The sequence below is a fragment of the Psychrobacter sp. M13 genome (genome assembly GCF_030718935.1).
GTDB lineage: Bacteria > Pseudomonadota > Gammaproteobacteria > Pseudomonadales > Moraxellaceae > Psychrobacter > Psychrobacter immobilis_G.
Window position 1 is genome coordinate 2,782,466 of sequence record NZ_CP132194.1, and the last position, 25,053, is coordinate 2,807,518.

The 25,053-nt window shown below is 43.6% G+C and carries 25 protein-coding genes and 1 pseudogene; 18 read left to right on the forward strand and 8 right to left on the reverse strand.

Annotated features, from left to right (window positions below):
- The first annotated feature begins 266 nt into the window (after positions 1-266).
- The 13 genes and pseudogenes from urtA to Q9G97_RS11780 form a co-directional block, all read left to right on the forward strand.
- On the forward strand, positions 267-1,616 hold the full coding sequence (gene urtA / locus Q9G97_RS11720; RefSeq protein WP_371747887.1) for an urea ABC transporter substrate-binding protein: 1,350 nt from the start codon (positions 267-269) through the stop codon (positions 1,614-1,616).
- 304 nt (positions 1,617-1,920) lie between these two features.
- On the forward strand, positions 1,921-3,528 hold the full coding sequence (gene urtB, locus Q9G97_RS11725) for an urea ABC transporter permease subunit UrtB (protein ID WP_371747945.1): 1,608 nt from the start codon (positions 1,921-1,923) through the stop codon (positions 3,526-3,528).
- Between the two features lie 10 nt (positions 3,529-3,538).
- Positions 3,539-4,609 carry an urea ABC transporter permease subunit UrtC gene (urtC, locus tag Q9G97_RS11730; RefSeq protein WP_201570256.1) on the forward strand — a complete coding sequence of 357 codons (1,071 nt, stop codon included), beginning with the start codon at positions 3,539-3,541 and terminating at the stop codon, positions 4,607-4,609.
- Positions 4,606-5,529 carry an urea ABC transporter ATP-binding protein UrtD gene (gene urtD / locus Q9G97_RS11735; RefSeq protein WP_305898962.1) on the forward strand — a complete coding sequence of 308 codons (924 nt, stop codon included), beginning with the start codon at positions 4,606-4,608 and terminating at the stop codon, positions 5,527-5,529. The genes urtC and urtD overlap by 4 nt, the downstream gene beginning before the upstream one ends.
- Positions 5,530-5,629: 100 nt before the next feature.
- Complete coding sequence (gene urtE / locus Q9G97_RS11740) at positions 5,630-6,328, forward strand: urea ABC transporter ATP-binding subunit UrtE (RefSeq protein WP_305898963.1); 699 nt, start codon at positions 5,630-5,632, stop codon at positions 6,326-6,328.
- 29 nt (positions 6,329-6,357) lie between these two features.
- On the forward strand, positions 6,358-7,296 hold the full coding sequence (locus Q9G97_RS11745) for an urease accessory protein UreD (RefSeq protein WP_305898964.1): 939 nt from the start codon (positions 6,358-6,360) through the stop codon (positions 7,294-7,296).
- Positions 7,297-7,420: 124 nt separating this feature from the next.
- Complete coding sequence (ureA, locus tag Q9G97_RS11750; RefSeq protein ID WP_305898965.1) at positions 7,421-7,723, forward strand: urease subunit gamma; 303 nt, start codon at positions 7,421-7,423, stop codon at positions 7,721-7,723.
- 47 nt (positions 7,724-7,770) lie between these two features.
- Complete coding sequence (gene ureC, locus Q9G97_RS11755) at positions 7,771-9,903, forward strand: urease subunit alpha (RefSeq protein ID WP_305900334.1); 2,133 nt, start codon at positions 7,771-7,773, stop codon at positions 9,901-9,903.
- Between the two features lie 68 nt (positions 9,904-9,971).
- Positions 9,972-10,574: an urease accessory protein UreE gene (gene ureE, locus Q9G97_RS11760; RefSeq protein WP_305898966.1), complete on the forward strand. Its 603-nt coding sequence runs from the start codon at positions 9,972-9,974 to the stop codon at positions 10,572-10,574.
- Positions 10,567-11,364, forward strand: coding sequence for an urease accessory protein UreF (locus Q9G97_RS11765; protein ID WP_305898967.1), 798 nt, complete (start codon positions 10,567-10,569; stop codon positions 11,362-11,364). Before ureE ends, Q9G97_RS11765 begins: the two co-directional genes overlap by 8 nt.
- Before the next feature lie 80 nt (positions 11,365-11,444).
- Complete coding sequence (gene ureG, locus Q9G97_RS11770) at positions 11,445-12,098, forward strand: urease accessory protein UreG (protein ID WP_201570264.1); 654 nt, start codon at positions 11,445-11,447, stop codon at positions 12,096-12,098.
- A 128-nt stretch (positions 12,099-12,226) separates the two neighbouring features.
- Complete coding sequence (locus Q9G97_RS11775; protein WP_305898968.1) at positions 12,227-12,904, forward strand: HupE/UreJ family protein; 678 nt, start codon at positions 12,227-12,229, stop codon at positions 12,902-12,904.
- A gap of 9 nt (positions 12,905-12,913) precedes the next feature.
- Positions 12,914-13,156: pseudogene (locus Q9G97_RS11780) on the forward strand (IS3 family transposase); the annotation flags it as partial.
- Between the two features lie 67 nt (positions 13,157-13,223).
- Here the strand turns inward: Q9G97_RS11780 and Q9G97_RS11785 are convergent.
- Complete coding sequence (locus Q9G97_RS11785; RefSeq protein WP_201570270.1) at positions 13,224-13,502, reverse strand: type B 50S ribosomal protein L31; 279 nt, start codon at positions 13,500-13,502, stop codon at positions 13,224-13,226.
- Between the two features lie 456 nt (positions 13,503-13,958).
- Here Q9G97_RS11785 and Q9G97_RS11790 point away from each other — a divergent pair, with 456 nt between their 5' ends.
- A complete protein-coding gene (locus Q9G97_RS11790) occupies positions 13,959-14,570 on the forward strand; it encodes a YceI family protein (protein ID WP_305898969.1) in 612 nt (203 codons plus the stop codon).
- 77 nt (positions 14,571-14,647) lie between these two features.
- Here Q9G97_RS11790 and Q9G97_RS11795 read toward each other — a convergent pair whose 3' ends face one another.
- Positions 14,648-15,082: a hypothetical protein gene (locus tag Q9G97_RS11795; protein WP_305898970.1), complete on the reverse strand. Its 435-nt coding sequence runs from the start codon at positions 15,080-15,082 to the stop codon at positions 14,648-14,650.
- 549 nt (positions 15,083-15,631) lie between these two features.
- Here Q9G97_RS11795 and Q9G97_RS11800 point away from each other — a divergent pair.
- Positions 15,632-17,284, forward strand: coding sequence for an FAD-dependent oxidoreductase (locus tag Q9G97_RS11800; protein WP_305898971.1), 1,653 nt, complete (start codon positions 15,632-15,634; stop codon positions 17,282-17,284).
- 130 nt (positions 17,285-17,414) lie between these two features.
- Here the strand turns inward: Q9G97_RS11800 and Q9G97_RS11805 are convergent, their stop codons facing one another.
- Positions 17,415-18,092 (reverse strand): TIGR00730 family Rossman fold protein, encoded by a 678-nt coding sequence (locus Q9G97_RS11805; RefSeq protein ID WP_305900335.1) that lies wholly within the window; start codon positions 18,090-18,092, stop codon positions 17,415-17,417.
- A gap of 253 nt (positions 18,093-18,345) precedes the next feature.
- Here Q9G97_RS11805 and Q9G97_RS11810 point away from each other — a divergent pair, with 253 nt between their 5' ends.
- Positions 18,346-19,287, forward strand: a complete 942-nt coding sequence (locus Q9G97_RS11810; protein ID WP_305898972.1) for an alpha/beta fold hydrolase — start codon at positions 18,346-18,348, stop codon at positions 19,285-19,287.
- 7 nt (positions 19,288-19,294) lie between these two features.
- Here the strand turns inward: Q9G97_RS11810 and Q9G97_RS11815 are convergent, their stop codons facing one another.
- Both Q9G97_RS11815 and Q9G97_RS11820 read right to left on the reverse strand, forming a co-directional pair.
- Positions 19,295-20,695, reverse strand: coding sequence for a hypothetical protein (locus Q9G97_RS11815; RefSeq protein ID WP_305898973.1), 1,401 nt, complete (start codon positions 20,693-20,695; stop codon positions 19,295-19,297).
- Positions 20,696-20,764: 69 nt separating this feature from the next.
- Complete coding sequence (locus tag Q9G97_RS11820) at positions 20,765-21,466, reverse strand: putative quorum-sensing-regulated virulence factor (RefSeq protein ID WP_305898974.1); 702 nt, start codon at positions 21,464-21,466, stop codon at positions 20,765-20,767.
- Positions 21,467-21,570: 104 nt separating this feature from the next.
- Between Q9G97_RS11820 and Q9G97_RS11825 the strand changes: the two genes are divergently transcribed.
- Positions 21,571-22,188 (forward strand): M23 family metallopeptidase, encoded by a 618-nt coding sequence (locus Q9G97_RS11825; protein WP_305898975.1) that lies wholly within the window; start codon positions 21,571-21,573, stop codon positions 22,186-22,188.
- Positions 22,189-22,230: 42 nt separating this feature from the next.
- Here Q9G97_RS11825 and dtd read toward each other — a convergent pair whose 3' ends face one another.
- Positions 22,231-22,683: a D-aminoacyl-tRNA deacylase gene (gene dtd / locus Q9G97_RS11830; protein ID WP_305898976.1), complete on the reverse strand. Its 453-nt coding sequence runs from the start codon at positions 22,681-22,683 to the stop codon at positions 22,231-22,233.
- Positions 22,684-22,814: 131 nt separating this feature from the next.
- On the opposite strand from dtd, the gene asd reads away from it, so the two are divergent.
- Complete coding sequence (asd, locus tag Q9G97_RS11835) at positions 22,815-23,651, forward strand: archaetidylserine decarboxylase (RefSeq protein WP_305898977.1); 837 nt, start codon at positions 22,815-22,817, stop codon at positions 23,649-23,651.
- A gap of 93 nt (positions 23,652-23,744) precedes the next feature.
- On the opposite strand, the gene Q9G97_RS11840 is transcribed toward asd, so the two are convergent.
- Both Q9G97_RS11840 and Q9G97_RS11845 read right to left on the reverse strand, forming a co-directional pair.
- A complete protein-coding gene (locus Q9G97_RS11840) occupies positions 23,745-24,302 on the reverse strand; it encodes a DUF1287 domain-containing protein (RefSeq protein ID WP_371747946.1) in 558 nt (185 codons plus the stop codon).
- A 75-nt stretch (positions 24,303-24,377) separates the two neighbouring features.
- The gene (locus Q9G97_RS11845; RefSeq protein WP_305898979.1) at positions 24,378-24,953 is read right to left on the reverse strand and encodes a hydrolase; all 576 of its coding nucleotides are present in this window, start codon (positions 24,951-24,953) and stop codon (positions 24,378-24,380) included.
- Between the last annotated feature and the right edge of the window lie 100 nt (positions 24,954-25,053).

Below are 25,053 nucleotides of genomic sequence, written 5' to 3' on the forward strand. Positions count from 1 at the left end.
TGATTGACTGCTTCAAACTAAGAGCGTGCCTGATGACTACTCCTCATGCACCGTTTTTGCAACTTTTGGCTGTATATAAATGGTGCATTAAAAAAAAGAAGAATCATTACGGTGCAAAAAAAATCTCGATATCTCTTAATAAAGACCAGTATTAGTGCAAAATCTTATATTTTAGGTTGGCATAAATATTGATGTATTAATAACAGTTATGATCGGTTCGTTCACTCGACCTATTAGTCTGCTATTTTGTCTTTTTGGAGAAATATATGTCTTTATTGCCTACCCTTATCACTGCTACTCACGTCAATACAAACTATCGTGTGGATTCAAGATTAAAATCGCGTTTGTCTATATTGGCAATCGCTGTTATAGGCAGTCTAAGCCTCATAGGTTGCCAAAAACCCGCAGAAACTAGTAGCGAAACAACAGTCGAAACAACCGAAAATACTACTGCATCTACGACAGATAGCGATACGATCAAAGTAGGTATCTTGCACTCACTATCTGGCACGATGGCCATCTCTGAAACATCTCTAAAAGATACGGCACTGATGACCATTAATGAGATCAATGCTAACGGTGGTGTGTTAGGTAAGCAGCTAGAACCTGTTGTGGTTGATCCCGCCTCCGACTGGCCATTATTCGCTGAAAAAGCTCGTCAGCTATTAACTCAAGATAAAGTTGATGTGATATTTGGTGGCTGGACATCCGTGTCACGTAAGTCAGTACTGCCAGTGGTTGAAGAGTTAAATGGCCTGATGTTCTACCCTGTACAGTACGAGGGTCAAGAGCAGTCAGAAAACATCTTCTATACTGGGGCGGCTCCCAATCAGCAAGCCATTCCTGCCGTTGAGTACTTGATGAGTCCAGAGGGCGGTAGTGCAAAACGCTTTGTATTACTTGGCACAGATTATGTCTACCCCCGTACCACCAACCAAATCTTGCGTGCCTTCTTAAAATCTGAGGGCATCGCTGAAGAAGATATTATGGAGGAATACACGCCATTTGGTTTTAGTAATTATCAGACTATCGTAGGTGATATCAAAAATTTCTCTACGGGTAAAAAGACAGCCGTTATCTCTACTATTAACGGTGACTCAAACGTGCCCTTTTATCGTGAGCTTGCCAATCAAGGCATTAAAGCCTCCGACATTCCAGTTATGGCATTCTCAGTAGGTGAAGAGGAGCTACGCGGTATCGATACCAGCTTACTGCAAGGTCATCTGGCCGCATGGAACTACTTTATGTCCATTAAAAACCCAGAAAATAATGGCTTTACCAAAAGATATAAACAGTACGCACTAGACAACAACCTCCCTAATGCGGACAAAGTTGTGACTAACGATCCTATGGAAGCCACCTATGTCGGTATCAATATGTGGAAACAAGCGGTTGAAAAAGCGGGTACAACTGATGTCGATAAAGTACGTATTAGCATGGGTGGTCAAACGTTTGATGCTCCATCAGGGTACACACTGAAAATGGATGAAGAAAACCATCACTTATGGAAGCCTGTCATGATCGGTCAAATCCGTGCTGATGGCCAGTTCGATGTGATTAGCAAAACACCAGAAGCTATCCGTGCCGAGCCATGGAGTCAGTACATTCCTAAATAAGGTCGTAACCACTTAATTATTCGCCCCTTATTGGTTCAATACCAGCAATCCTTTTAAACTCTCTACTGATTAAGACCATTTTTCAGTAGGGAGCTGGAGGAGTGTTGACTGTAAAAAAGGAATTACCATGGCACATTTTTATGTCTATTCTAAAAGTGACGCGCAAGCCAACTACTCTGATAAGCCCTTTATCATTGGCCTACTCTCTTTATTTGTGTATCTCTTAATAACTATCACCGCGCCTGCCTATGCTCACGAGACGCCAGTCGTACACAGCCATGATGAGGCTGTGTCTACCAATACAATGACGGCGACATCTAATGCCATAAGTGATCAGACTTTGCTTACTCAAAACGAGCAATCTCTCACCACGCCAGCTGATGCTAGTTTAAGTCAAGGCGATGCCATTGAGCAGTTTGTTGCCGCAGACTTCGGCAAACGCCAAGCGATGTTAAATAATTGGCCAGCATCTATTGAGAGCCTAGATACTTTAGTGGCGCTCATTAGTAATGATGAGCTATACCAAGGCAATGGCGGGCAGACATATCTGCTAAATAGCGACGATCAACTGTTTACCTACCCAAATAAGCAAGAAACCGCGGATTGGCCTAGCGACTTATCACAAGTGACCTTGACCAATGTGCTACGCTCGGCGCTAACCTTTGGACAAGCCAAAGTTAAACTTGAGTCAGAGGATACGGCTCAGCGTCTACAAGCCGTTGATATTCTATCTAATAACATTGATCAAGTAGATCCCACTATCATCTCGGCAGCAGCAGCTACAGAGAATAATAGTAAAGTTAAGGATGCTCTCGCCTATCTACAGGCACGTATTGAGTTTAGAGATGGTGATCTAGCGACTAAAACAGCCGCTGTGAACTTACTTGCCGATAGTGATAGCCCGCAAGTCTTGGTTGAGGTCAAGCGAGCATTAACGGCAAACGATCTAGATCCTGTGCTCAAATCTAGTCTGCTAGATGCTGAAGCGAGTATCGAGCGACGCATTACCTTCAGCACTTGGATGGGACATCTTTTTACGGGTATGAGCACTGCTAGTATTTTGTTATTGGCAGCCCTTGGACTGGCGATCACCTTTGGACTCCTTGGGGTCATCAATATGGCTCATGGCGAGCTAATTATGATTGGCGCTTATACCACTTATGTGGTGCAAAACCTTTTTCAAGCGTATTTTCCTGAAATGGCGGGTTGGTATCTGATTGCGGCTATACCCGTGGCCTTCTTAGTCAGTGCCATTATCGGCATGATTATCGAACGAATCGTTATTCGCCCTCTTTATGGTCGTGAGCTTGAAACCTTACTAGCCACTTTTGGTGTCAGTCTTATTCTTATGCAATTAGTGCGCATGGTCTTTGGTGCACAGAATGTTGAAGTTAGTAATGTCGCTTGGCTAAGCGGCGCTTATCAGGTGTCCTCAAGCCTAGTACTCCCCTATAACCGCATCGCCATTATCGGCTTTACGATTATAGTTCTTATGCTCCTTGTGTATCTACTTAACAAGACTCGCTTTGGCTTATTTGTGCGCGCTGTGACCCAAAATCGGCAGATGGCTCGCGCTGTTGGTATTCGCTCTGCCCGTATCGATATGCTGGCTTTTGGTCTGGGCTCAGGTCTTGCAGGTCTCGCTGGCTGCGCGCTTGCACAAGTAGGCAATGTCGGACCTGATCTGGGTCAGACTTATATTATTGATGCGTTTTTAGTCGTTGTCGTGGGCGGCGTAGGACAAGTATGGGGCGCCGTATTGGCATCCTTAGGTCTTGGTGTCAGTGGTACTGTGCTTGAGATTGGCATTGGTGCGGTGATGGCTAAGATTGTGTTATTGGTTCTTGTGATTTTATTTATTCAAAAACGTCCACAAGGTTTATTTGCCCTAAAAGGCCGTTTTGTGGATTAAGGAGAACCTCATGCGTTTGACTCAACTGTTATCTGATTCCCCACGTAACTCTATTTTGATTGGTTTATGCTTTTTGGTACTACTGATTTTACCTTGGCTACACTTAATGCCAGAGAGCTCAAGTTTTCACTTGTCTGCCTACTGGATAACGCTTATTGGCAAAATCATGGCTTTAGCAATGGTGGCACTGGCACTAGATCTCGTCTGGGGTTACGCTGGTATCTTAAGCTTAGGTCATGGCCTTTATTTTGCCTTGGGCGGTTATGCCTTTGGTATGTACTTAACGCGCGAAACAGCAGGCAACGCTCTGCCAGACTTTATGCGTTTTTTGAGCTGGACTGAAATGCCGTGGTATTGGGCGGGAACGCAGCACTTTTGGTGGGCTATGGCCTTGGTGGTGCTCGTTCCAGGTCTGGTCGCTTTTATCTTTGGCTATTTTGCTTTTCGCTCAAAAATTAAAGGGGTTTACTTTTCGATTATCACCCAAGCCATGACCTACGCCGCAGCCTTACTGTTTTTCCGTAACGAAACAGGCTTCGGTGGTAATAATGGCTTCACAGGTTTTACCACGTTGCTCGGGTATGACATCACAGCTTCTTCAACCCGAGCGATGTTGTGTTTTACCACAGCTTTGGCTCTGCTACTGTCATACATAGGGCTACGCTACTTGATGAACCAGCCTTATGGCCGCGTGCTTGGTGCTATTCGTGATAGCGAAAATCGTTTGCAATATCTGGGTTATCGCACGCTTTGGTACAAGCTATCCGCTTGGGTGTTGTCCGCTGTGATTGCGGGTATCGCAGGTGCTCTATATGTGCCTCAGGTTGGCATCATTAACCCAGGCGAGATGAATCCTGTCAACTCCATCGAGATGGCCGTATGGGTGGCTGCTGGAGGTAGAGGGTCACTTATTGGTGCTATTGTAGGCGCTGGCGCAGTCAATGCGATTAAGACTTATTTTACTGTAGCTTACCCTGAGTTTTGGCTGCTTATTTTAGGGGGATTATTCGTAGTCGTTACTATATTTCTACCTAACGGTATTATTGGTGTCCTCGATCGTTTTAAGAAGGAAAAAGAATGATGTCAAAAATATCTAATAAGACTGATTATAGTATGAGTACTCCAACAGGGAATAATAAAGCGACTGACCGTATAACGGCTACAGAAAACAGGGCTGCTCGTCCCGTCACTACTTTGGCCGAAGATTATGGCGACAGTGCTGGTTTAGCACGCCCTACCCCTAAATCAGGTCCAGATATGAGGCATGGTATCGCGCTGTATTTGGAAGACGTTAGCGTATGGTTTGACTCGTTTCGGGCACTTAATGACTTATCTTTATATATTGAAGAGGGTGAGCTACGCTGTATCATCGGTCCTAATGGCGCGGGCAAGACCACTTTAATGGATGTTATCACTGGTAAAACACGTCCGACTAAAGGAAGTGCATTTTTTGGTCAAACTCATAATTTAGCCAAGCTATCTACTGAAGAGATCGCTGAGGCTGGCATTGGTCGTAAGTTTCAAAAACCAACGGTATTTGAAAATTTTACCGTCCTCGATAATTTAATGCTGGCTGCGCCCAAAGATAAGCGGGTATCAAAAAGTTGGTTTACCAAAATTGATGCGCAAACTCAAGATACGCTTGACTCAACGCTACAGCAAATTCGCTTAAAAGACATGATAAGCAAGCCAGCAGGGTTATTATCTCATGGTCAAAAACAGTGGCTAGAGATCGGCATGTTACTGATGCAAAGACCAAAACTCATCTTGCTTGATGAGCCTGTGGCAGGTATGACCGATGCCGAAACCGAGCACACCGCTGAGCTGTGTCTACGCCTCAAAAAGAATCATACCTTAGTCGTGGTTGAGCATGACATGACCTTTATTGATGCTATTAGTGAGAAAGTAACCGTTTTAGCAAATGGTGCTATCTTGGCCGAAGGGACTTTGAGTGAAGTGCAAAACGATGAGGCCGTTATTGAGACCTACTTGGGTCGATAATAAACTTGAGTCGATAATAAACTTAACTCGATAATAAACTCAGATCAATAACAAATAATAGCGCTTAAAACTGAACCTAAAAAAGAATGCAGGTGTTTATATGTTAGAAGTTAATGCTATAAACCAATACTACGGCGGCAGTCACATCTTACGCGACGTCACTCTTACTGCGCCTGTAGGCGAATGTAGCGTCGTACTGGGCCGTAATGGCGTCGGTAAAACGACTTTGCTTAAATGCTTGATGGGTATCTTACCTATTAAATCAGGGGAGATTTTATTAGACGGTAAAGATATTAGCAAGATGACGCCTGAGCTACGCGTACGCGCAGGACTCGCTTATGTGCCGCAAGGACGCGATATTTTCTCTACTCTAAGTGTTGAAGAAAACATTCTCATTGGCATGGCAAAGTTCTCTCAAGGTAAGGCAAGTAAAGTACCCAAATACTTATACGATATATTTCCAGTGTTAGATGAGATGAAGCATCGCCGCGGTGGTGATCTATCAGGCGGTCAGCAGCAGCAGCTGGCTATTGCAAGAGCACTGGCATCTGAGCCGTCAGTACTAATCTTGGATGAACCTACTGAGGGTATTCAGCCATCCATCATCAAAGACATCGGTAGAGTCATTCGTAGTCTTGCCAACAAAGGCGACATGGCAATCGTTTTGGTTGAGCAGTTTTATGAGTTTGCAGAAGAGCTTGCCGATAACTATACGGTACTCTCTCGCGGAAAAGTCGTTGCTCAAGGGTCAGGTCACGTCATGGCTGAGAATAATATTCAAGAATTGGTCGCAATTTAAAGAGACACTTTTTAAAAGGGAACACAATTTTGACTTGGCAATCCTCATTACAGCTCAGTTTTGACCACGTCGCTGACAGCACTAAAACTCGGCTGTTTCATCGCGCTCATACGGGTGCGTTAGTAGTACAGCGCGCGCTGTATCCTGAGCCTGATAGCCAAGAGGGGATTTGCCATATTTACGTGTTGTACCCGCCCGCTGGTATTGCCGATGAGGACCGCTTAACCTTAGACTTTACTCTCAAGCCCAACAGTCACGCTGTGATAACGACTCCTGGAGCGGGCAAATGGTATGGTCAAAGAAAGTCTCTACGGCACTATGTATCTTCTGAATCTTCTGAATCTTCTGAATCCTCAAAGTTTATTAGCGCAGAACAACATATCGACGCGCGCCTTGCTGACCATGCTATTCTTGAATGGCTCCCCCAAGAAAGCATCTATTACGACCACTCTGTCTCTTGCGCCAATAATCGCTTTTATTTAGCTAAGACAGCCAGTTTGCTGACTTGGGATATTGCTGTGTTCGGGCGTCAAGCGTATCATGAGGTTTTTGCTAACGGTCATTATGCCAACCGCTTAGAGATATGGCGTGGTGAGGGTTTACTCGTCAGTGAGCATACTTGCCAGCAAGCCAATACGCGCTGGTTTATCTCCCCGCTTGGGTTAAACCATCACCATGTGCATGGCTCCTTTTGGGCAATACCCAGCACAGAGGTCATTGCACCTAAGTTGCAGAATAATCCGCTAAAGCTTGGTCAGTATTTAGATACTATTATTGCCGAGATACGTCATCTTATCGATCAGCAGTCGCTACCTATTTACTGTACTCATAACTATCAAGGTATTAATTGTCGCTATTTGGGGTCAGATGTGCGTGCTTGCTTTGACGCTTTTTACCAAATTCGCGAGCTTATCAGGTCTAAATGGTACAAGCTTGAGCCTCATCGACCGAGAATCTGGGATACCTAATATCACCTACTATGCATCTCAAGCAATGCGCCACTAAACCACAATGACACTATTTAGCATATCTTTTATAACTATTTAAAACGCTCAATAATTTATAAAGAATGATAATAACCAAGGAGTATCCATGCAATTAAACCCCACAGAAAAAGATAAACTTTTATTATTTACAGCAGGCATGGTAGCGGAGCGTCGTAAAAATCGCGGCGTCAAGCTCAATTATCCTGAGTCTATTGCTTACATCAGCATGTTGCTAATGGAAGGCGCTCGCGACGGCAAAACAGTGGCACAACTGATGAGTGAAGGAGCGACCTACCTCTGTGCCGAAGATGTTATGGACGGTATCGCAGAGATGATACATGATGTCCAAGTTGAAGCCACTTTTCCTGATGGCACCAAGCTGGTAACAGTACATAACCCCATCGTATAGCTTGATTCACAGTACAGCCGTTGCAAAGATAATTAAGGATAATTGATATTATGATAAAAGCAGGTGAATATAAAATAAAAGCAGGCAATATGGCTTTGAACGCTGATCGCAGTGTTCAAACCATAGCAGTCATCAATACCGGCGACCGCCCTATTCAAATCGGCTCTCACTATCACTTTTATGAAGTCAATACAGCACTAAGTTTTGATCGAGAGTTGACACTTGGCTACCGTCTGAACATCATCTCAGGTACGGCGGTACGTTTTGAGCCAGGACAAGCGCGCGAAGTTGAGCTGGTTGCTATCGCAGGTCGTCAGCACATCTATGGTTTTGCAGGCAAAGTTATGGGGCCAGCTGAGGTTAAACACACTACAGCTACGTCGCAAAAGTCTATCGATAGACGTATTCACGCAGAGCATTTTGGCCCTACTACAGGGGATAAAGTACGTCTGGCTGATACTCATTTATGGCTTGAAGTTGAGTATGATTTGACCAGCTTCATAGATCGTCGTTCTAATACTCACAAGGTCAGTGTTGGTGAAGAGGTCAAGTTTGGCGGTGGTAAGGTGATCCGCGATGGTATGGGTCAATCGCAACTACTGGGTAGTCAAGTCGCTGATACCATTATTACCAATGCCTTAATCGTCGATTATACGGGTATTTATAAAGCTGATATTGCTATCAAAGAGGGGCGCATTAGTGGCATCGGTAAAGCCGGTAATCCTGATATTCAGCCTAATGTGACGCTACCTATTGGCGCGGCGACCGAGATTATCGCAGGAGAAGGTAAAATCCTGACTGCTGGCGGTATCGATAGTCATATTCACTTTATTGCACCCCAGCAATGTGAAACGGCATTGATGTCTGGTCTCACCACGATGTTAGGCGGTGGCACGGGGCCTGCTGAAGGTACGCTTGCGACAACTTGTACGCCTGGCGCTTACCACATTCACAGCATGCTAAAAGCTACTGACTCTATTCCGATGAATATCGGAATATTGGGCAAAGGTAATGTGAGCTTACCTAAGCCTATTGTCGAGCAAATTGAAGCAGGCGCTATCGGTCTTAAGCTCCATGAAGACTGGGGCTCTACGCCCAAAGCCATTGATAACTGTCTTAGCGTGGCTGAAGAATATGATGTACAAGTGGCGATTCATACCGATACACTCAATGAGAGCGGCTATTTGGATAGTACTTTAGGCGCGTTTAAAGACCGCTGTATTCACACTTTTCATACCGAAGGCGCAGGCGGTGGTCATGCGCCAGATATCCTAAAAGCTATTGGGGAGACCAATGTGCTACCCTCGTCCACTAATCCGACGCGCCCATTTACTATTAATACTATTGATGAGCATCTAGATATGCTCATGGTCTGTCATCATTTGAGTCCCTCTATCGCTGAAGATGTCGCTTTTGCAGAGAGCCGTATTCGTAAAGAAACCATTGCCGCTGAAGATATTTTACAAGATATGGGCGCTATCGCTATGATGAGTAGTGATTCGCAAGCGATGGGACGCGTGGGAGAAGTCATTATTCGCACGTGGCAGACCGCTGATAAAATGAAGGCGCAGCGCGGTCATCTAGCACCTGACAAGTCCGCTAAAACCGAGCAATCCTCTTTGAGGATTACCTTAAGCGATGTTGACGCTGATAGCGGTAACGATAATTTTCGCATCAAACGCTATATCGCAAAATACACTATCAATCCTGCGATTACTCATGGTATCAGCGATGAGGTAGGTTCTGTTGAAGTCGGTAAATGGGCAGATTTGGTTTTGTGGTCACCCGCATTTTTTGGGGTAAAACCTGATCGCATTCTCAAAGGCGGCTTGATAGCTGCTGCGCCTATGGGCGACCCAAACGCCTCCATCTCTACTCCGCAGCCTGTGCACTATCGCAGCATGTTTGGCAGCTTCCCCAAAACTGTGGCACAAACTTGTATCACCTTTATGTCAAGTGCGGCTATCGACAAAGGCGTGGATAGACAATTGGGATTAGAAAAAGTTATTCGAGCAGTGCATGACATTCGTAAGGTGCGCAAGCAACACATGAAGTTTAACAGCTACTGTCCTGATATGGAGGTCAATCCTGAGACCTATGAAGTCTATGCCGATGGCAAACTACTAACATGCGAGCCTGCCGAGCATCTACCAATGGCGCAGCGCTACTTTTTATTCTAATTGTTTTTTTATTTTGTTAGAGATACAAAACTTTAAATGGGCTATTTTAACTGACTGTAGACATCTTTATGATAATTTATACGCAACGCCTCGACAAATCAGCGCTTAACACTGAGCAACAAACCACGATTGATACTCAAAAATGCTCAGGACACTTTTTGTATCTAGACTTTGATACTCGCCAGCGCAGCCGATTCAAAGCACAAACTCAGCAGCAAGAAACTATTGGTGTGGATCTACCGCGTACCGAAACCATCAAAAATGGTAGCGTGTTGACAAATAATCAAGGCGCATTAGTCCAGATTATGGCTGCCAAGCAAGCCTTAATCGAAGTGACTGCCGATAATAGCTTTGATCTTATGAAGGGCGCTTATCATTTGGGTAACCGTCATGTGCCCTTAATGATTGCGCCCAAGGCATTGTACTTCGAGCCTGACCACGTATTAGAGGCGATGCTACATCAACTTGGCCTACATACCCAAGCAGTCCAAGCACCGTTTGAACCAGAAACGGGTGCTTATAAAGGTGATAATGGCGGGCATGCTCACTCTCATGCTCACTCTCATGCTCACTCTAATAATCATGAGCACGCGCACAGTCATCATAACCATAGCCATCATAATAATGATCATCACAGTGATAATCACAGTCATGATAACGCTCATGAATAATGATTCCGTGTACTCACAGCAGACTACTAATAAAGCACAAGGTATAAGCGATCTGAATAATACCGAGGTAACTGGACGTCTATTGATGCTAGCCTCAAGTAACTTGCCTATTGGCAGTTATACCTACTCCCAAGGTGTAGAGTCCGCTATTGAGTCAGGGCTTATTCATGATGAAAGCAGCTGCTTAGCATTTATGAGTGACTATCTGGAGCTCGCACTGTGTCGCTATGAGCTACCGCTATTGGCGCTTATGATTGAAGCCCTGACGGTTGATGACGTAGCGCTTGCTGATGCCTTAGGCAAGGATTATCACGCCAGCCGTGAGAGTAAAGAGTTCGTCTATGAGTCGAGCCAATTAGCACTATCCTTATCCGCATGGCTTGATGAGGTACTTAAGCTTGATGTACCTGATAGCTTGCTTGCCCACGGCTTTTTGCCACTGTTTGCCCATATTAGCGCGCATTGGCAATTTAAGCCTGAGCAAGCGATGACCACCTACGCCTTTGGTCAAATAGAAAATATGGTACTGGCAGCGGTCAAAACCGTACCGCTTGGGCAAATGGCAGGACAGCGAGTTATTTGGCAATTACAGCAGTTGTTAAGCACGCAAGTATATCCGCTAGCGACCCGCGTCAAGCAAAGCTTTTTGCACCTTCAGGATACGTCTGTGGAAGTCAACATAAAGCTAAATCTACTTTATCAGCAGCTACATATGTCCGCGAATTTACCAAATTTAGCGATACTCTCTTGTCAGCATGAAAAGCAATACAGCCGATTATTTCGCTCTTAAACACTGACACACCTAACTTCTATTGAACAATACTTATTGAACTACCGTTATTTAATAACCCTTATCGAGGATATTTATTTATGGCACTGACCCCTAAAGTCGAAAACACTCATTCAGATACGACACTATCACCTCTACGCTTAGGTATTGGCGGTCCTGTTGGTTCAGGTAAAACAGCATTAACCCTCAGATTATGTCAGCGCTTACGTGATAGCGTCAATATGGCCGTAGTGACCAATGATATCTATACCAAAGAGGACTCTGAGTTCTTGACCCGTCATGAGGCGATGCCAGCCGAGCGTATTCGCGGTGTTGAAACAGGGGGCTGCCCGCACACGGCTATTCGTGAAGACGCCTCAATTAATCTCGCTGCCATCGCTGAATTACAGCAACAATTTGCAGGTCTTGAGCTTATTATTATTGAATCTGGCGGTGATAATTTGGCCGCTACCTTTAGCCCTGAATTATCCGACTTAACACTTTATGTCATTGACGTCTCAGCAGGCGATAAAATCCCTCGTAAAGGCGGGCCTGGCATTATGAAATCCGACTTACTCATTATCAATAAAACCGATCTTGCCCCTTTAGTAGGCGCATCGCTTGAGGTTATGGCACATGACGCCAAAAAAATGCGCGGTGATAAGCCTGTGGTCTTTAGTAACATGAAAACAGGCGACGGTCTGGATGATATTGTGGCCTTTATTCTTGATAAAGGCATGATAAGTGCGGCGTAAGACGCTACCTGTATTGTTATCTCTCAAAGCCACATATTCTGTGGCGTCAATAACTATTTTATCCACTGATAAACGGCTCAGCAGATCGTGAGTATATCGATTTGTTGACTTATTAAGGATGTATTATCATGAGCACAAAAGCATCACAATCTATAGCCTCTAAAACCCTTACTAGCAAAACAGTAATCATCAGTGGCTTGGCACTACTGTCATTGCTACCGACACTGGCATTTTCTCATTCTGGGCACGACCTACTAGCGACAGATGCCGCATTTATAAGTTCAATATTGTCTGGCATAACGCATCCTTTGACGGGGCTTGATCACCTCATGCTAGCACTCGGTATGGGCATGCTATTGACTCAAATGCACAGCTTCAAAAAAGGCTTTGCCTCATTAGGGGTTGGTTTGGTAGTGGGATTTGCACTGAGCTTGAGTGTGAGCTTGAACCCTATGTTTATCGAATACGGTATTCTATTCTCTATCGTCGCACTCACCACAGCCCTTATGAGCCGCTACTTTAATAACTCATTGAATCAAAGCAACAAAGCATCCGTTAAAACAGGGCATAACTTAGCCATCATTGGTTTTGGTGCGCTCGCTATGTTCCACGGAGCTGCACATGCCATTGAGGTCCCTACAAGCAGCACTATAGCGGGTTTCTTTACTGGTATGATCATTGCTATGCTTGGTCTATATACTGTTGGCAAAGGTGTTGCCATTTATCTGAACCATCGCTTACCAAACAGCCTGATTACTCAACGCATTATCGCTGTTTTTGGATTGTGTGCTGTACTGTTGAGCTAGTTCAGGATGCGAGCGCCAAACTGTCTAGGCTATGCACTGATGGAGAGCTTCTTTGAGATATTCAAGTATGAGACTATCTACATTGAAAAGAATAAAACGACTGAGACATTAGAAAAACAAATTCATGAATATGTGCATTACTGTAATGATGAAAGAATTCAGCTTAAACTAAAAAGACTGAGCCCTGTACAATACAGGGCTCAGTCCTTTGTCAAACTTAAACTGTCCAAGTCTAGAGGATCAGTTTATTAAGGGCGGTTTTTTTATCTTCACACTATTATAGGGCATAAGTAAAAATAACTTATACTCAATAGCAATCTTATTCAGCAGAATCAGCAGCTTTCTTATTACGGCCACCGAATGCGCCAAAACGTTTGTTAAAGCTAGCAACACGACCTTCAGTAGAGGTTTTACGTTGCTCGCCCGTATAGAACGGATGCGATGCACTTGAGATATCAAGTGGATAGTACGGATATTCTGTGCCTTCATACTCGCGAGTGGTTTTGGTCTTAACGGTTGAACGGGTTAAGAAATAAACGTCAGCATTGGTGTCATGGAACAAAACGTCATGATAATCAGGATGGATATCTTTACGCATAATAATCTCTCTAGGTCCGATGCATGTCATCTAAATGATAGATAATCAGGATTGACATACGTAACTGAGGCACTAAGCACATATCTAAGGCTGGCAATCACGTCACTGGCTTATTCCAGCACTCAACACCACACCTCTGCTTTCTTAGCCTTCCACAGCGGGAAAATTAAAGGGCGATTTTAACGGTTTTTGGACTTTGATGCAAGCCATCGAGCAATGACTATTAATAAAAGCGGCTTAAAGATTATCCTTAGTTGTCATTGCTACTTAGTTGTCATGGTCAAAAGTTCACATTGTTCTGTGTAGCAAGATAAAGCAATACATCCGTTTGCATAACGCTACTGACTTTTGCACTGCGATACGTTATAAATGATGAATGATTTTTATTGCAGGCTTTTAGAGCAATCTATTAAACCGTATTTATCAACAATTACTTATTGATAGGAACAAAGATTTATGACTACTCTTTCTTTAAATTATTCAGCAAAAATATTAGCAAAAACCCTAGTCATCAGCTCAACTCTAGCGATAACTACCCTTGCCAGCGCCGCCATGCCAACGCAGTGGGAGCTGGACAATTCACATACTCGCGTCGGCTTTGAGGTTGAGCATTTAGGCTTTTCGACCACTATGGGTCGTTTTGATAAGGTTGATGGCACGCTTAATTACAATATGAAAACGCCTGATGCTACGCAAATGAGCTTTGTTATTGATACTAATAGTATCAATACTGCATGGGAGGCGCGTGATGAGCATCTTCGATCTGACGACTTCTTTGACGTTGCCACATATCCAACAATGACCTTTAAATCGACCCAAGTCAGTTTTAGTAATCCTATTCAAGCTAAAGTAACAGGCGACTTTACCCTGCTAGGTAAAACTATGCCATTAACACTTGATGTGACTCTAAAAAAGCTTGCTGATAGCCCGATGACTAAAGAGCCTGTTATCGGCTTTCGTGCGACAGGTAATATCGACCGCGCGGCTTATGGTATGACTATGTTTGCAGGCGGTATCACTACTAACGTGCCTATTCAAATCGACGGCGAGCTGATTAAAAAAAACTAGTGTAAAAAAGTATTCTGATGAACAAAAAAAAGCAGCTCTAAAAATGGCTGCTTTTTTATAAGATACTATATTAAATATTATTTGGTACGGACAACATGCCAGACACCAAGCTTATTGTCACCATCTGTATCACCTACTTTGGTATCGTTGGCATAGAAATATAATGGCTTGCCATTAGCAGCCCATTGATAAGTGCCATCTTCTCGTTGAAAAGCTGAAAACTGACTTGATGACTTGGCATTATTATGTGCCATAAATGCAGGCCAAGCAACCGTGCAAACTGAACCACACTCAGACTTATTCATTGAATCTTTATCAAAAGTATACAAAGTCATTTTATTAACTGAGTCGACTAACACCCCGTTCATACTAGTAACTGGAGCTGTATTACTGGCAGTAGCTTGTATATCTTGCATCCCTGAATCGCCCATGCCCATCATGTCTTTCATAGTCGTACAACCAGAGAGCGCTAAGACTCCTGTCAAAGCTGACAACATAATAATATTTTTCATAGTAACTTCCTTATCTCATAGTAAAAAATTATTTCGTTAAAGTTAGTTGCTCTATCTATATCCTAATAGCGAGCAGTTTCAATATAGCACAAGCAAAAAACGATTAATCCGCTCTCCACTTCAAACTAACAAAACACCTCAATACAGATAACAGATAACAGATAACAGATAATAGTAAGCCGTATTATTTTCAAGATTCCGTTTGCCTTTACTATTAGAGTTTGCTTATTACACAGTACCTTCACTTGTTGACAAAATTTATGCAGTACTTTACGCGTTTACGGTTATATAAATCTTAATATTCCGTAGAATACTCATTTAAGACCATATGATCAAATAATATAACGAGCAACCCTTTTACAGCTAACGTCAAATGTTGCATTGCATTGTAATTAGACAACAATTTGGAATATGAAGAAGGGTGCTTTACTATCTCTATTGAACTCAACTGTTAACGCACTCATATCTATACAAAGATAATAAAATCAATAAGTTTGCCACTATCGTTACTAAGTTAGGCTAAGTGGCTCCAAGGATACCTACTCGATTATGACTCATTCTTTTAACTACGCTCATACCTTCGCAACTGCAGATGCAACCACTGCACCTTTGGCTACTGCTAAAGCTAAAAAGCGAGTCGGTATCTTAGGTGGCGGTACTGCTGGGGCGACTATCGCCATTCGTCTAGCAGCATTAGGACTTGAGACTTATCTATTCGAGAAGAAAAAATCACTTATCGATGGTCCGCCAATGTGTCACTTGCATGCAGGTGGTAATCTATATCGTGAGATTCCTGATGAGGATTGCGTCGCACTACTTAAGCAATGTATCGATATTTTACGTCTTTATCCTTATACCATAGACGTGCGCCCTACTGTGTTCGCCGTGCCTACTCGTGATGAAGGCATGCCTGAGGATCTACTGCCGCGTCTAGATATATTGACCCAAGCTTATCGTGATCTTATTGAGCAAGATCCTAATAATAAAGTATTGGGTGAGCCTGAAGACTACTATCAGCTTTACAGCCATGAGCAGCTCATTGAATTATCCGGACGCGAGCAAGTCGCTGTGCCTAGCACTGTCGATGAATGGGTCATACCTGTTGCCAAATATTTAGATTTAAATAAAGTCAAATATCCGCTGATTGTGGTGCAAGAGTACGGCTGGAATATCTTTCGCTTGGCAGCATCAGCTCAGCTTGCGTTAGATGGCTATGATAATGCTCACGTCTTTACCGATACCAAAGTTGAGCAAGTAGTAGCTGTTGAGTGCAGTGACTGTAGCAATGCCAATCATCATGTCTCTAAGTGGCGCATTGACTATCAGCAAAGTCCTCAAGCCTTTAAGCATAATAACGATACCAGCAGTGACGCTAATAATGATGTCGCAAAAAATACAGCACAATCTGATTCTATAGAAGTCGATTATCTAGTCAATGCTTGTGGCTTTCGTACTGGTATTATCGATGATATGGTCGGTGTCGATGTCACACGTATGGTAGAGTTTAAATCCTCATACATTACGCATTGGGATGATGCTGGTGGGCAAATACCTGAGATTATTGTATATGGTGCGCGTGGTACTCCTGAGGGTATGGCGCAGTTGACGCCATACCCTGGCGGTTATTTCCAGATTCATGGTATGAGTAAATTTATTACTCTGTTTGATGATGGCTTGGTGGCCTCTACTAAGGATAGCTCACAACCTAAGCTGCCTGCACAGTATGTGCACTACATCGAAGATGGCTGGGATAAAGCGCCACTACAAGCGCGTAGTCAGCAATCGATCGATTATGTTGCTGAATTTGTACCGAGTTTTAATAGTGCACGTACCATAGGCAATGCCTTATATGGTGGTCAGCAAATTCCAGGTGAAGATGATACTCTACGAGTGGCGGATGTCAGTCTCTATCCTAACTTGCATTATGCACGCGCTGAAAACGTCAAAGCATCATCGACATTGATTGCTGCTGATGAGATCGTTGAGCAATTGATTGAGCTTGACCTATTAGAGAGCAATTTACCTGCTAATCAAGATCGTTATGCTCATAATTGGCAATATCTAGAGCACAATGATAGCTTGACTATCGATGGCGCTGCTAGAGTATTGGCTGAACAACGCGGCTTTCCTACTCGTATGGCAGAGGTCAATCATAGTGTTCATGATGTAGCGTTAGATGATTTGACCCCAGTGATGGTTTAGGCCGTAGAATATATAATTACTATTAATAAAAGGGCTTAGCGTAATACGCTAAGCCCTTTTATTAGCTGACTGTCATTAACCATTCAAATTGACCGTTTCGTTTAAACTGTCAATTTGCTTACCAATTTACTTAGTTACCCACCATCTTCTTAGTGTCTACTTCTTCATCAATAGTTACGATCGTCTGTAGTAGCTCAATCGCCTCAGCGATACTATTACAGACCACTAAACGCTCAAGATCCTCAGCCTTCATAAAGCCCTGATCAGTGGTAAATTTAAGGTGCTCAATTAGACTGTCATAAAAGCCATTAATATTGAGAATAATCATCGGCTTTTCGTGCTGATACAACTGTCGCCATGTGGCAATTTCCATTATCTCTTCTAGAGTACCTAGGCCACCTGGTAGGGTAATAAAGGCATTCGCATACTCCGCCATAACCGTCTTGCGAGTGTGCATGGTATCCGTTAGATGCAGACGCGTTAAGCCCTCGTGAGCGATCTCATGCTTGAGCATAAAGGTTGGGATAACGCCTACTGCCTGTGCGCCACCATCGACTACGCCATCAGCGACCGCACCCATCAAGCCGATACTAGCACCGCCATAGACTAGCCCTAAGCCGTTCTTTGCAAGCGCGCTACCTAGCTCACGCGCCGCTTGTTCATAAACCTCATCATTGCCCAAGCGCGATCCACAATAGACGGCTACTAATGGCATAGTAAGGCTTGATTTATCGACTGCTTGTTCTATATTGGCTATATCGTGACTGGTTATTACTTCATACGTATCGTTATTGATTTTCATTTGCATCATGTCGTGCCCTTAGTTTAGTTTTTAAATTTTAATTTTAATTTTTTTAGATATCGTGCTTTTTTTAATTCTAGTATCATTTTTATCTATGACTGTGATGATATTAATTTTTATGCTGGTTGATTGGATTATTGGTTAAAATTAGGCTACGTTTATTTTACCATAAGCCATACTAATACTGATTGGCAACGCTTGATCACTACGTAATCACTACATGCTAGCGCTCAATACTCAGGCAATTTAGGATATAACTATGTCAGATAATGAATCATTCCACAACTTGCAGCAAGAATATAATACCAAAGAAGCTATGAATAACAATGAGACTATAAAAACATACTCATTAACTATAATGACTGAACGCAACCGCACGCTGGCAGCTACTATTTATCGTCCTCGAAATCAGATCAAGACCGCGATAATGATAGCACCAGCAACAGGTATTAAGCGCCAGTTTTATCATCATTTTGCTGAGTTTTTAGCAGGGCATGGCTTCGGAGTGATTACTTTTGATAATGAAGGTATCGGTGAGTCGTTGACCACTGATTTGAAAAAATGTGATGCTTCCCTGATTAGCTGGGGTCGTCATGACATGCCAGCGGTGCTCGATGCCCTGCACTATGAGTTCCCTGATGCCTCATATCATTTGATCGGTCATAGTGCAGGTGGTCAGCTCATTGGCTTGATGCCTAATTATAGTGCTATTAGCTCGGTATTCAATGTCGCTTGCTCATCAGGATGCATCGCTAATATGGACATGCCCTACAAGCTCAAAGCAATGGGCTTTATGGATGTCTTTATACCGCTAAGTAATCTAACTTTGGGCTATACGCCAGCGGACAAAATCGGCATGGGCGAGCCACTACCACGAGGCGTTGCCAGACAGTGGCGTGAGTGGTGCAATGGCTCAGGCTATATACAGACTGCACTTGGCAAAACCGTGCATAGTCACTTTTATGATGAAGTTGCGATGCCTGCGCTTTGGCTAGGCTTTAGTGATGATGAAATCGCTAATAGTAAAAACATCGACGATATGATCAGAGTATTCCCAAACATGCCTGTAGAAAAGCACTACCTTGACCCCAAGGCCTTAGGCGTCAATAGCATAGGACACATGCGTTTCTTTAGTCGTAAGACTCATGCACAAGCGCCTGAGCTTTGGCAAATGGCAGTAGACTGGTTTAAAACGCATTAGCCTTATTTTAATTGGCTTTTACCACAGGTTTATCACGCAAACGAGACAGTACTAACGGTATAAAAAATCCTAGGGTACATAGCAAGATACCCCAAGCGTTCGTTCCTAATAGCAAGGCATAATCACCATCGCCTATAGCCCAGCTCTGGGGTACAGCGCCAATGGCTAATGCTACCCCTAACATCAGACCCGTCCAAAAACTTAAATGAAAGCTCCACGGTGACCAGCTGGTAAACTTATAAAACAAAAATACCGGCGCTAGCCCCATAACCATAGTGCCAGAGATAGTCGTCGCCAGCAGGATATCAGTACCTGCAAACATAGGTATATTACCCAGTAGAGCAAAAATAATCATGACGCCAGCACCAACTTTTACACTGGGTAGACTTTGAATGCTACGCTGCGCAAGCCTTGGCAAATCTACCGCTAGCGACTTAGCTAACGAGCTAAAAGTAGAATCCAGCGTCGAGCCTGCTGAGGTCATCATAATTACGCTCATAAAAAACAGCGCCGCCAGCCCTAGCGAGCGTCCAACAGCGACAGGTGCATTGCCCATCGCATCGATACCGTTTAAGCGCGCATGTACTCCTACTAAGCTGAAAACAAATACCGCTACAAATCCTAATAACCCTGCGACTACGAAGCTCTTGAGCATGGTCTTTTCATTATTTACAAAGCCGCGATCCGTCAATACTGGGTCATGAAAAGGATAGCTAAACAGCTGTAGCAAAGCCACTAATAATAAATCTACACCACCATTCAGTCGAAAGCTACCCGACTGCAATAAAGCGCTCGGATCATTAGCGGGCAAGATCATAAATATGACCGCGCCTAAAAAGAATACAAAGACAAAGGTCTGAATGACATCGGTAAATATAGAGGAGCGTAGCCCGCCTTTTAAACTATAAGCTAAGGTAAAGCCTGTAAAGACCATCGCTGCTGTATAATACTGCCACTGTCCAGGCAGACCAAAATAGCCACCGACCACCGCAGTATTACTCCAAATCTCATTGTAGAGCCGAATCAAAATAGCCGCGGCAAAAGCTAATGACGCTAGCCGTCCAAAGCGCGAAGTCAAAAACTCTTGTAAGCTACGCGCGCCCGTCTGCGTACGAATCAGATAAATCACATAGCCCGCTACGGGAATAGAGAGCCAATAACTGGCATAAGCGAGGCCACCGACGACCCCATAGGTTGCGCCTAGATTGGCCGCGTTAGTCACTGACTTGGCAAATATCCAACTAATAAAAATACTAGCAGTCAGTGCCCATTGACCAACGGGCTTACCTTGCTCATCGACCCCTTTGTAGAACGACTCTGAACTTTTACTTTTGGGTGATAGCACATACATAATCACGCCATAAACCAGCAAAAACCCCCAAAATAATGCAGCTTCAGTGATACCCATTGTAGATGACATCCTTGTTTTGTTTGGCTATCACTAACCTTTAGAGTTCACTTTGAATATTATAAAGTTTTAATTGATAGGGTCTTCTGTAGACTTTAGATTTTCAGCGGCAACACGCTTGGTTAAAGCGGTATGCAATGAGGGTTGCAAATTATGAATATTGGCGAGCATCCATTTGATATAGTCGATAGGCACCTCTTTTATTAACTTGCCTTTGTGCTTACCAAAGGGCATCTTGCCTGTCGGACTGGCTTTGTTCGATATTTTATGGGCAGCAGCAAAATCAGTCGGCTCAATCTCAAGGCGCTCGCAGCAGGCTTTATATAGCAGGTAACACATTCGCGCGTCACCCAAAGCATCGTGCGCCGCGATAGTCATTTTGCTCGCCTCGCCTTTACCTATTAGCTGCTCGATACACTTTGATTGACCATAATAGCGCCATTCTGGAAAGGCCACACGCGCCAGTCTAACGGTACAAATCAGCTTGGCCACTGGGCGACCAATGACTCGCCAATCAAAGCGTACATTATGACCAATTAGATACTCTGGCAGCTCAAACTCATCAATATTAAACGGCTCAAGTCCAGCCACATCCTCGTCGGTGATACCATGCACCTTTATCACCACAGGCGATATAGCACGGCCACTATTAAAGTACTGCATCCACTCAAAGCCTGTAGCAACATTGATAGTCGCCACTTGAATAGGTCGCGGGTCGCCGCCTCGGTCGGTCTCTGTATCGATAATCAGCGCGGTTGCTATGTCAGTCATTCATCAAATACCTATCTCTTTTACCAAACACCATTTAAAGTTTTGGCACATATTCTATAGAATAACATTCTATACCTTTACTTAAGAGTAAATAAGGCGAATCAATGCTACCTAACGAGTCATCAACACCGCCACCCTTACCAGTGCCGCCAAAACCGCCAAAGCCTTCGCTCTTTAGTCGGATATTCAGTGTACTACTAAGAGCCGTTTTTTTATTTGCGCTTTTGTTTATATTTGACAAGCTATGGCCAACTTTTCGCTTGCAAACACAGACCTTGATCGAAAGTAAATGGCAACGGGTTAATTTATTACAAGAAGAGCTCCCTGTAGATAATAGCTTACCTAGCCCATTACCTGGGCAGAGCTTAGCGGATACTTGGGGCGCGGCTCGTAGCCAAGGTCGCTCTCATGAGGGCATTGATATCTTTGCTGAGCGCAATACACCCGTACAAGCCACCACACATGGCATTATCAGCAAGGTAGGTGAGAATACTCTAGGCGGTCGCGTGGTCGTCATCGTCGGGCCTGGTGGCGCAGGGCATTATTATGCACACCTAGAGGACTACGCTGATATTAGCGTTAATGATTGGGTCGAGGCGGGAGACACCATCGGCTATGTTGGCAATAGCGGCAACGCCAAAGGCACACCGCCACACGTGCATTATGGAATATATATCAATGGTAGCGCGGTCAATCCTTATCCTTTATTAATAAAAAACTAGCGATAAAAACGTTAACTTTGAAAACTTTGACTAGCTTATATATTAAGTCTCTAATAAGAAATTTAACGGCCCGTCGTTGACACTCGCAACTTGCATATTAGCACCAAACTCACCCGTAGCTACTAGCGGATGCTGCGTCTTGGCATAAGCTATCATCTGAGCAAATAAAGCTTGCGCTATATCAGGGGCCATCGCACGACCAAAGTCAGGACGGCGACCTTTATCAGTTCTTGCCATTAGCGTAAACTGCGATACTAATAATAGTCCGCCCTTCACTTGCTGCAAGTTCTGATCAAGCTTGCCTAGTTTACTAATATCTTCAGTATTTTCAAAAATACGATAAGTCAAGATCTTATCGATCATACGCTGCATGCTTTGGCTGTTGTCATCTTTGCCTAGACCGATATAAGCCAAGATACCGTGTTCGATTGCGCCAACGCTATGCCCGTTGACTTTGACACTAGCAGAGCTGACCCGCTGAATAAGTGCTTTCATTAAATTGTCCTTATATTAAACTGCCTTTAACCAATTACACGCATACGAGTAGCGCTGACCATGATAAAATACGCCACATTGTCATTCACTCTTATTTACAACTTTATTTAAAATTATCTTGGTAACTTACTATGTCATTATTCACTACTATTCAGCAATTTGTCCCACAACAGAAACTCAGCCGCGTCGCTGGTCGTCTAGCCTCTAGTCGTCACCCTTTGGTCAAAAAAGCCTTTATTCGTAGCTTTGCAAAAGCTTATGGGGTCAGCTTGGATGAGTATGAGCGCCAAAGCTTTAATGCCTATGAGAGCTTTAATGACTTTTTTACTCGTGAGCTAAAAGACGAGGCACGCCCTATTGATAAGACTGCGCAAGGTATCGTCAGCCCAGCTGATGGCGTCATTTCACAATTGGGGCAAATAGAAGATACCAAACTGTTGCAAGCCAAAGGACGCTATTACGAGATTGGACAATTACTAGCCAATACTGACGATGGCGATTACTTTGCCGATGGCAGCTTTGCCACCGTCTATCTAGCGCCAAGTAACTATCATCGGGTGCATATGCCATTCGCTGGCACTTTGACCACCACTCGCTATGTGCCTGGTACTTTATTTTCGGTTAATAATAGCACAGCCGCTAACGTGCCTGATTTGTTTGCACGTAACGAGCGCTTAGTCTGTATGTTCGATACAGAATATGGCAAAGCTGCGGTAGTAATGGTTGGCGCGATGATTGTTGCAGGTATCGAAACCGTAGCGACGGGTAAAATTACGCGTACTAAAGATATTCAGCTAGAGCAGCATGAGATAAAGCTTGAAAAGGGCGATGAGCTTGGACGCTTTTATCTAGGTTCAACTGCTATTGTGATTTTGCCAAAGGCCGCGAAAGCGAATTGGCAAGAGAGTATGAGTGCTAATACTAAAGTTGAGATGGGTGAGCTTTTAGGATTGGCAAACGCAGAATAAAGCTTTTGTTATTAATAATTTTGTCTGAAAAAGCCGCTAACATGAAACTGCTAGCGGCTTTTTTTATTTAAAAAAATTGTAGGTAAGACCTTATCAATACCGATAATGACCATGAATAGGATAAGCAAACAGAATGTTTTCTTCTTGAGTGCCACGTCCGATATTGTGAATAATAAGTGGCGTACCATCATCCGCGCTTTTGTCTGAAACCACACCAATATGGGGCAAATTACTATTGGGCAAACGCCATGAGACGATATCACCTGTCTTAAAGCTGTCCTTATCAGTCATCGATAAACTCTGTCCATGACGCTCAAGGTAAGTCTCGATATTGGGTACACGGCGATGGTCAATATTTTTATCAGTGGATTTGAGACCCCAAATCTTAGGATAAGCAGAGAAATTGGCTTTCATATCGACATTGATCAGCTGCTGCAAGTCAATATTTTGCAAGCGATAAGCGCGGACGACTACATCGGTACAGACGCCCGTATTTTGCGCCACATCACCGCGCGGAAAGTCTAGCTTGCGATAAGTAGGATCATAGCTAGTTGTGACCCCGATTTGCTTTTTAGCATCAACAGCTAGTTTATCACCACTGCTAATCGTGTTAGCAGCTATAGCTGGTGTTAATAAAGCTATTGAGAGCATTACCGCCAACAAGCTCTTAACACTAAACGGCTCTATCCTACTCATCGCTGTGACCTACTTTATATATTCAATTCATTATTTAATTAAATTACTAATCGTTTTAAAAGCAGGGTCTTGACTTGAACGGCATAGCTCAAACAATACAGTCTCAACCGTAGTAATGATGCCACCTGCACGGCGAATACGACGTAGTGCTAGCTTCTTATCATAGGGAAAACGAGAACCTACCGCATCACCAATAATGACAGGTTGCAGACCTTGATCAAGTAAATCAAGCGCGGTTTGAAGCACACAAACATGCGACTCCACCCCAAATAACAGCACGATACTACGATTTTGCTGCGCTAGATGATTCCAAGCATCAGGATTATCACAAGCGCTAAAAGTGACCTTTTCAAAGCCTTTGCTGTTTTTTTCTTCTAACAGCTCACGAATTTCAGGGAGCGTCTCGCCTAAGCCTTTTTTATATTGTTCGTTCAGCATAATAGGAACACCTAAGGCTTGCAGACCTTTAACGAGTATTACTATTTTTTTGACGATATTCTCATGATCATGAATGTGCGGTGTTAAACGCTCTTGAACGTCAATAACCATAGCTTGGGTGTTTTCACGGGCAATACGGTAAGTACGGTCAATAATCATAGTGGACATAATACACTCCTTGTACCTCTGTAGCAGATAGCGACAGATCAGTTTATTTTTATAGTCTATGCTCCTTCTCATTTAGTCACATTTTGTTGAGGACGTCAAC

Bases quoted from the DNA above. Each gene is read 5' to 3' on its own strand.
- urtA (WP_371747887.1), top strand. From the start codon at position 267: ATGTCTTTATTGCCTACCCTTATCACTGCTACTCACGTCAATACAAAC.
- urtB (WP_371747945.1), top strand. From the start codon at position 1,921: ATGACGGCGACATCTAATGCCATAAGTGATCAGACTTTGCTTACTCAA.
- urtC (WP_201570256.1), top strand. From the start codon at position 3,539: ATGCGTTTGACTCAACTGTTATCTGATTCCCCACGTAACTCTATTTTG.
- urtD (WP_305898962.1), top strand. From the start codon at position 4,606: ATGATGTCAAAAATATCTAATAAGACTGATTATAGTATGAGTACTCCA.
- urtE (WP_305898963.1), top strand. From the start codon at position 5,630: ATGTTAGAAGTTAATGCTATAAACCAATACTACGGCGGCAGTCACATC.
- ureA (WP_305898965.1), top strand. From the start codon at position 7,421: ATGCAATTAAACCCCACAGAAAAAGATAAACTTTTATTATTTACAGCA.
- ureE (WP_305898966.1), top strand. From the start codon at position 9,972: ATGATAATTTATACGCAACGCCTCGACAAATCAGCGCTTAACACTGAG.
- Q9G97_RS11765 (WP_305898967.1), top strand. From the start codon at position 10,567: ATGAATAATGATTCCGTGTACTCACAGCAGACTACTAATAAAGCACAA.
- ureG (WP_201570264.1), top strand. From the start codon at position 11,445: ATGGCACTGACCCCTAAAGTCGAAAACACTCATTCAGATACGACACTA.
- Q9G97_RS11775 (WP_305898968.1), top strand. From the start codon at position 12,227: ATGAGCACAAAAGCATCACAATCTATAGCCTCTAAAACCCTTACTAGC.
- Q9G97_RS11785 (WP_201570270.1), bottom strand. From the start codon at position 13,502: ATGCGTAAAGATATCCATCCTGATTATCATGACGTTTTGTTCCATGAC.
- Q9G97_RS11790 (WP_305898969.1), top strand. From the start codon at position 13,959: ATGACTACTCTTTCTTTAAATTATTCAGCAAAAATATTAGCAAAAACC.
- Q9G97_RS11795 (WP_305898970.1), bottom strand. From the start codon at position 15,082: ATGAAAAATATTATTATGTTGTCAGCTTTGACAGGAGTCTTAGCGCTC.
- Q9G97_RS11800 (WP_305898971.1), top strand. From the start codon at position 15,632: ATGACTCATTCTTTTAACTACGCTCATACCTTCGCAACTGCAGATGCA.
- Q9G97_RS11805 (WP_305900335.1), bottom strand. From the start codon at position 18,092: ATGCAAATGAAAATCAATAACGATACGTATGAAGTAATAACCAGTCAC.
- Q9G97_RS11810 (WP_305898972.1), top strand. From the start codon at position 18,346: ATGTCAGATAATGAATCATTCCACAACTTGCAGCAAGAATATAATACC.
- Q9G97_RS11815 (WP_305898973.1), bottom strand. From the start codon at position 20,695: ATGGGTATCACTGAAGCTGCATTATTTTGGGGGTTTTTGCTGGTTTAT.
- Q9G97_RS11820 (WP_305898974.1), bottom strand. From the start codon at position 21,466: ATGACTGACATAGCAACCGCGCTGATTATCGATACAGAGACCGACCGA.
- Q9G97_RS11825 (WP_305898975.1), top strand. From the start codon at position 21,571: ATGCTACCTAACGAGTCATCAACACCGCCACCCTTACCAGTGCCGCCA.
- dtd (WP_305898976.1), bottom strand. From the start codon at position 22,683: ATGAAAGCACTTATTCAGCGGGTCAGCTCTGCTAGTGTCAAAGTCAAC.
- asd (WP_305898977.1), top strand. From the start codon at position 22,815: ATGTCATTATTCACTACTATTCAGCAATTTGTCCCACAACAGAAACTC.
- Q9G97_RS11840 (WP_371747946.1), bottom strand. From the start codon at position 24,302: ATGCTCTCAATAGCTTTATTAACACCAGCTATAGCTGCTAACACGATT.
- Q9G97_RS11845 (WP_305898979.1), bottom strand. From the start codon at position 24,953: ATGTCCACTATGATTATTGACCGTACTTACCGTATTGCCCGTGAAAAC.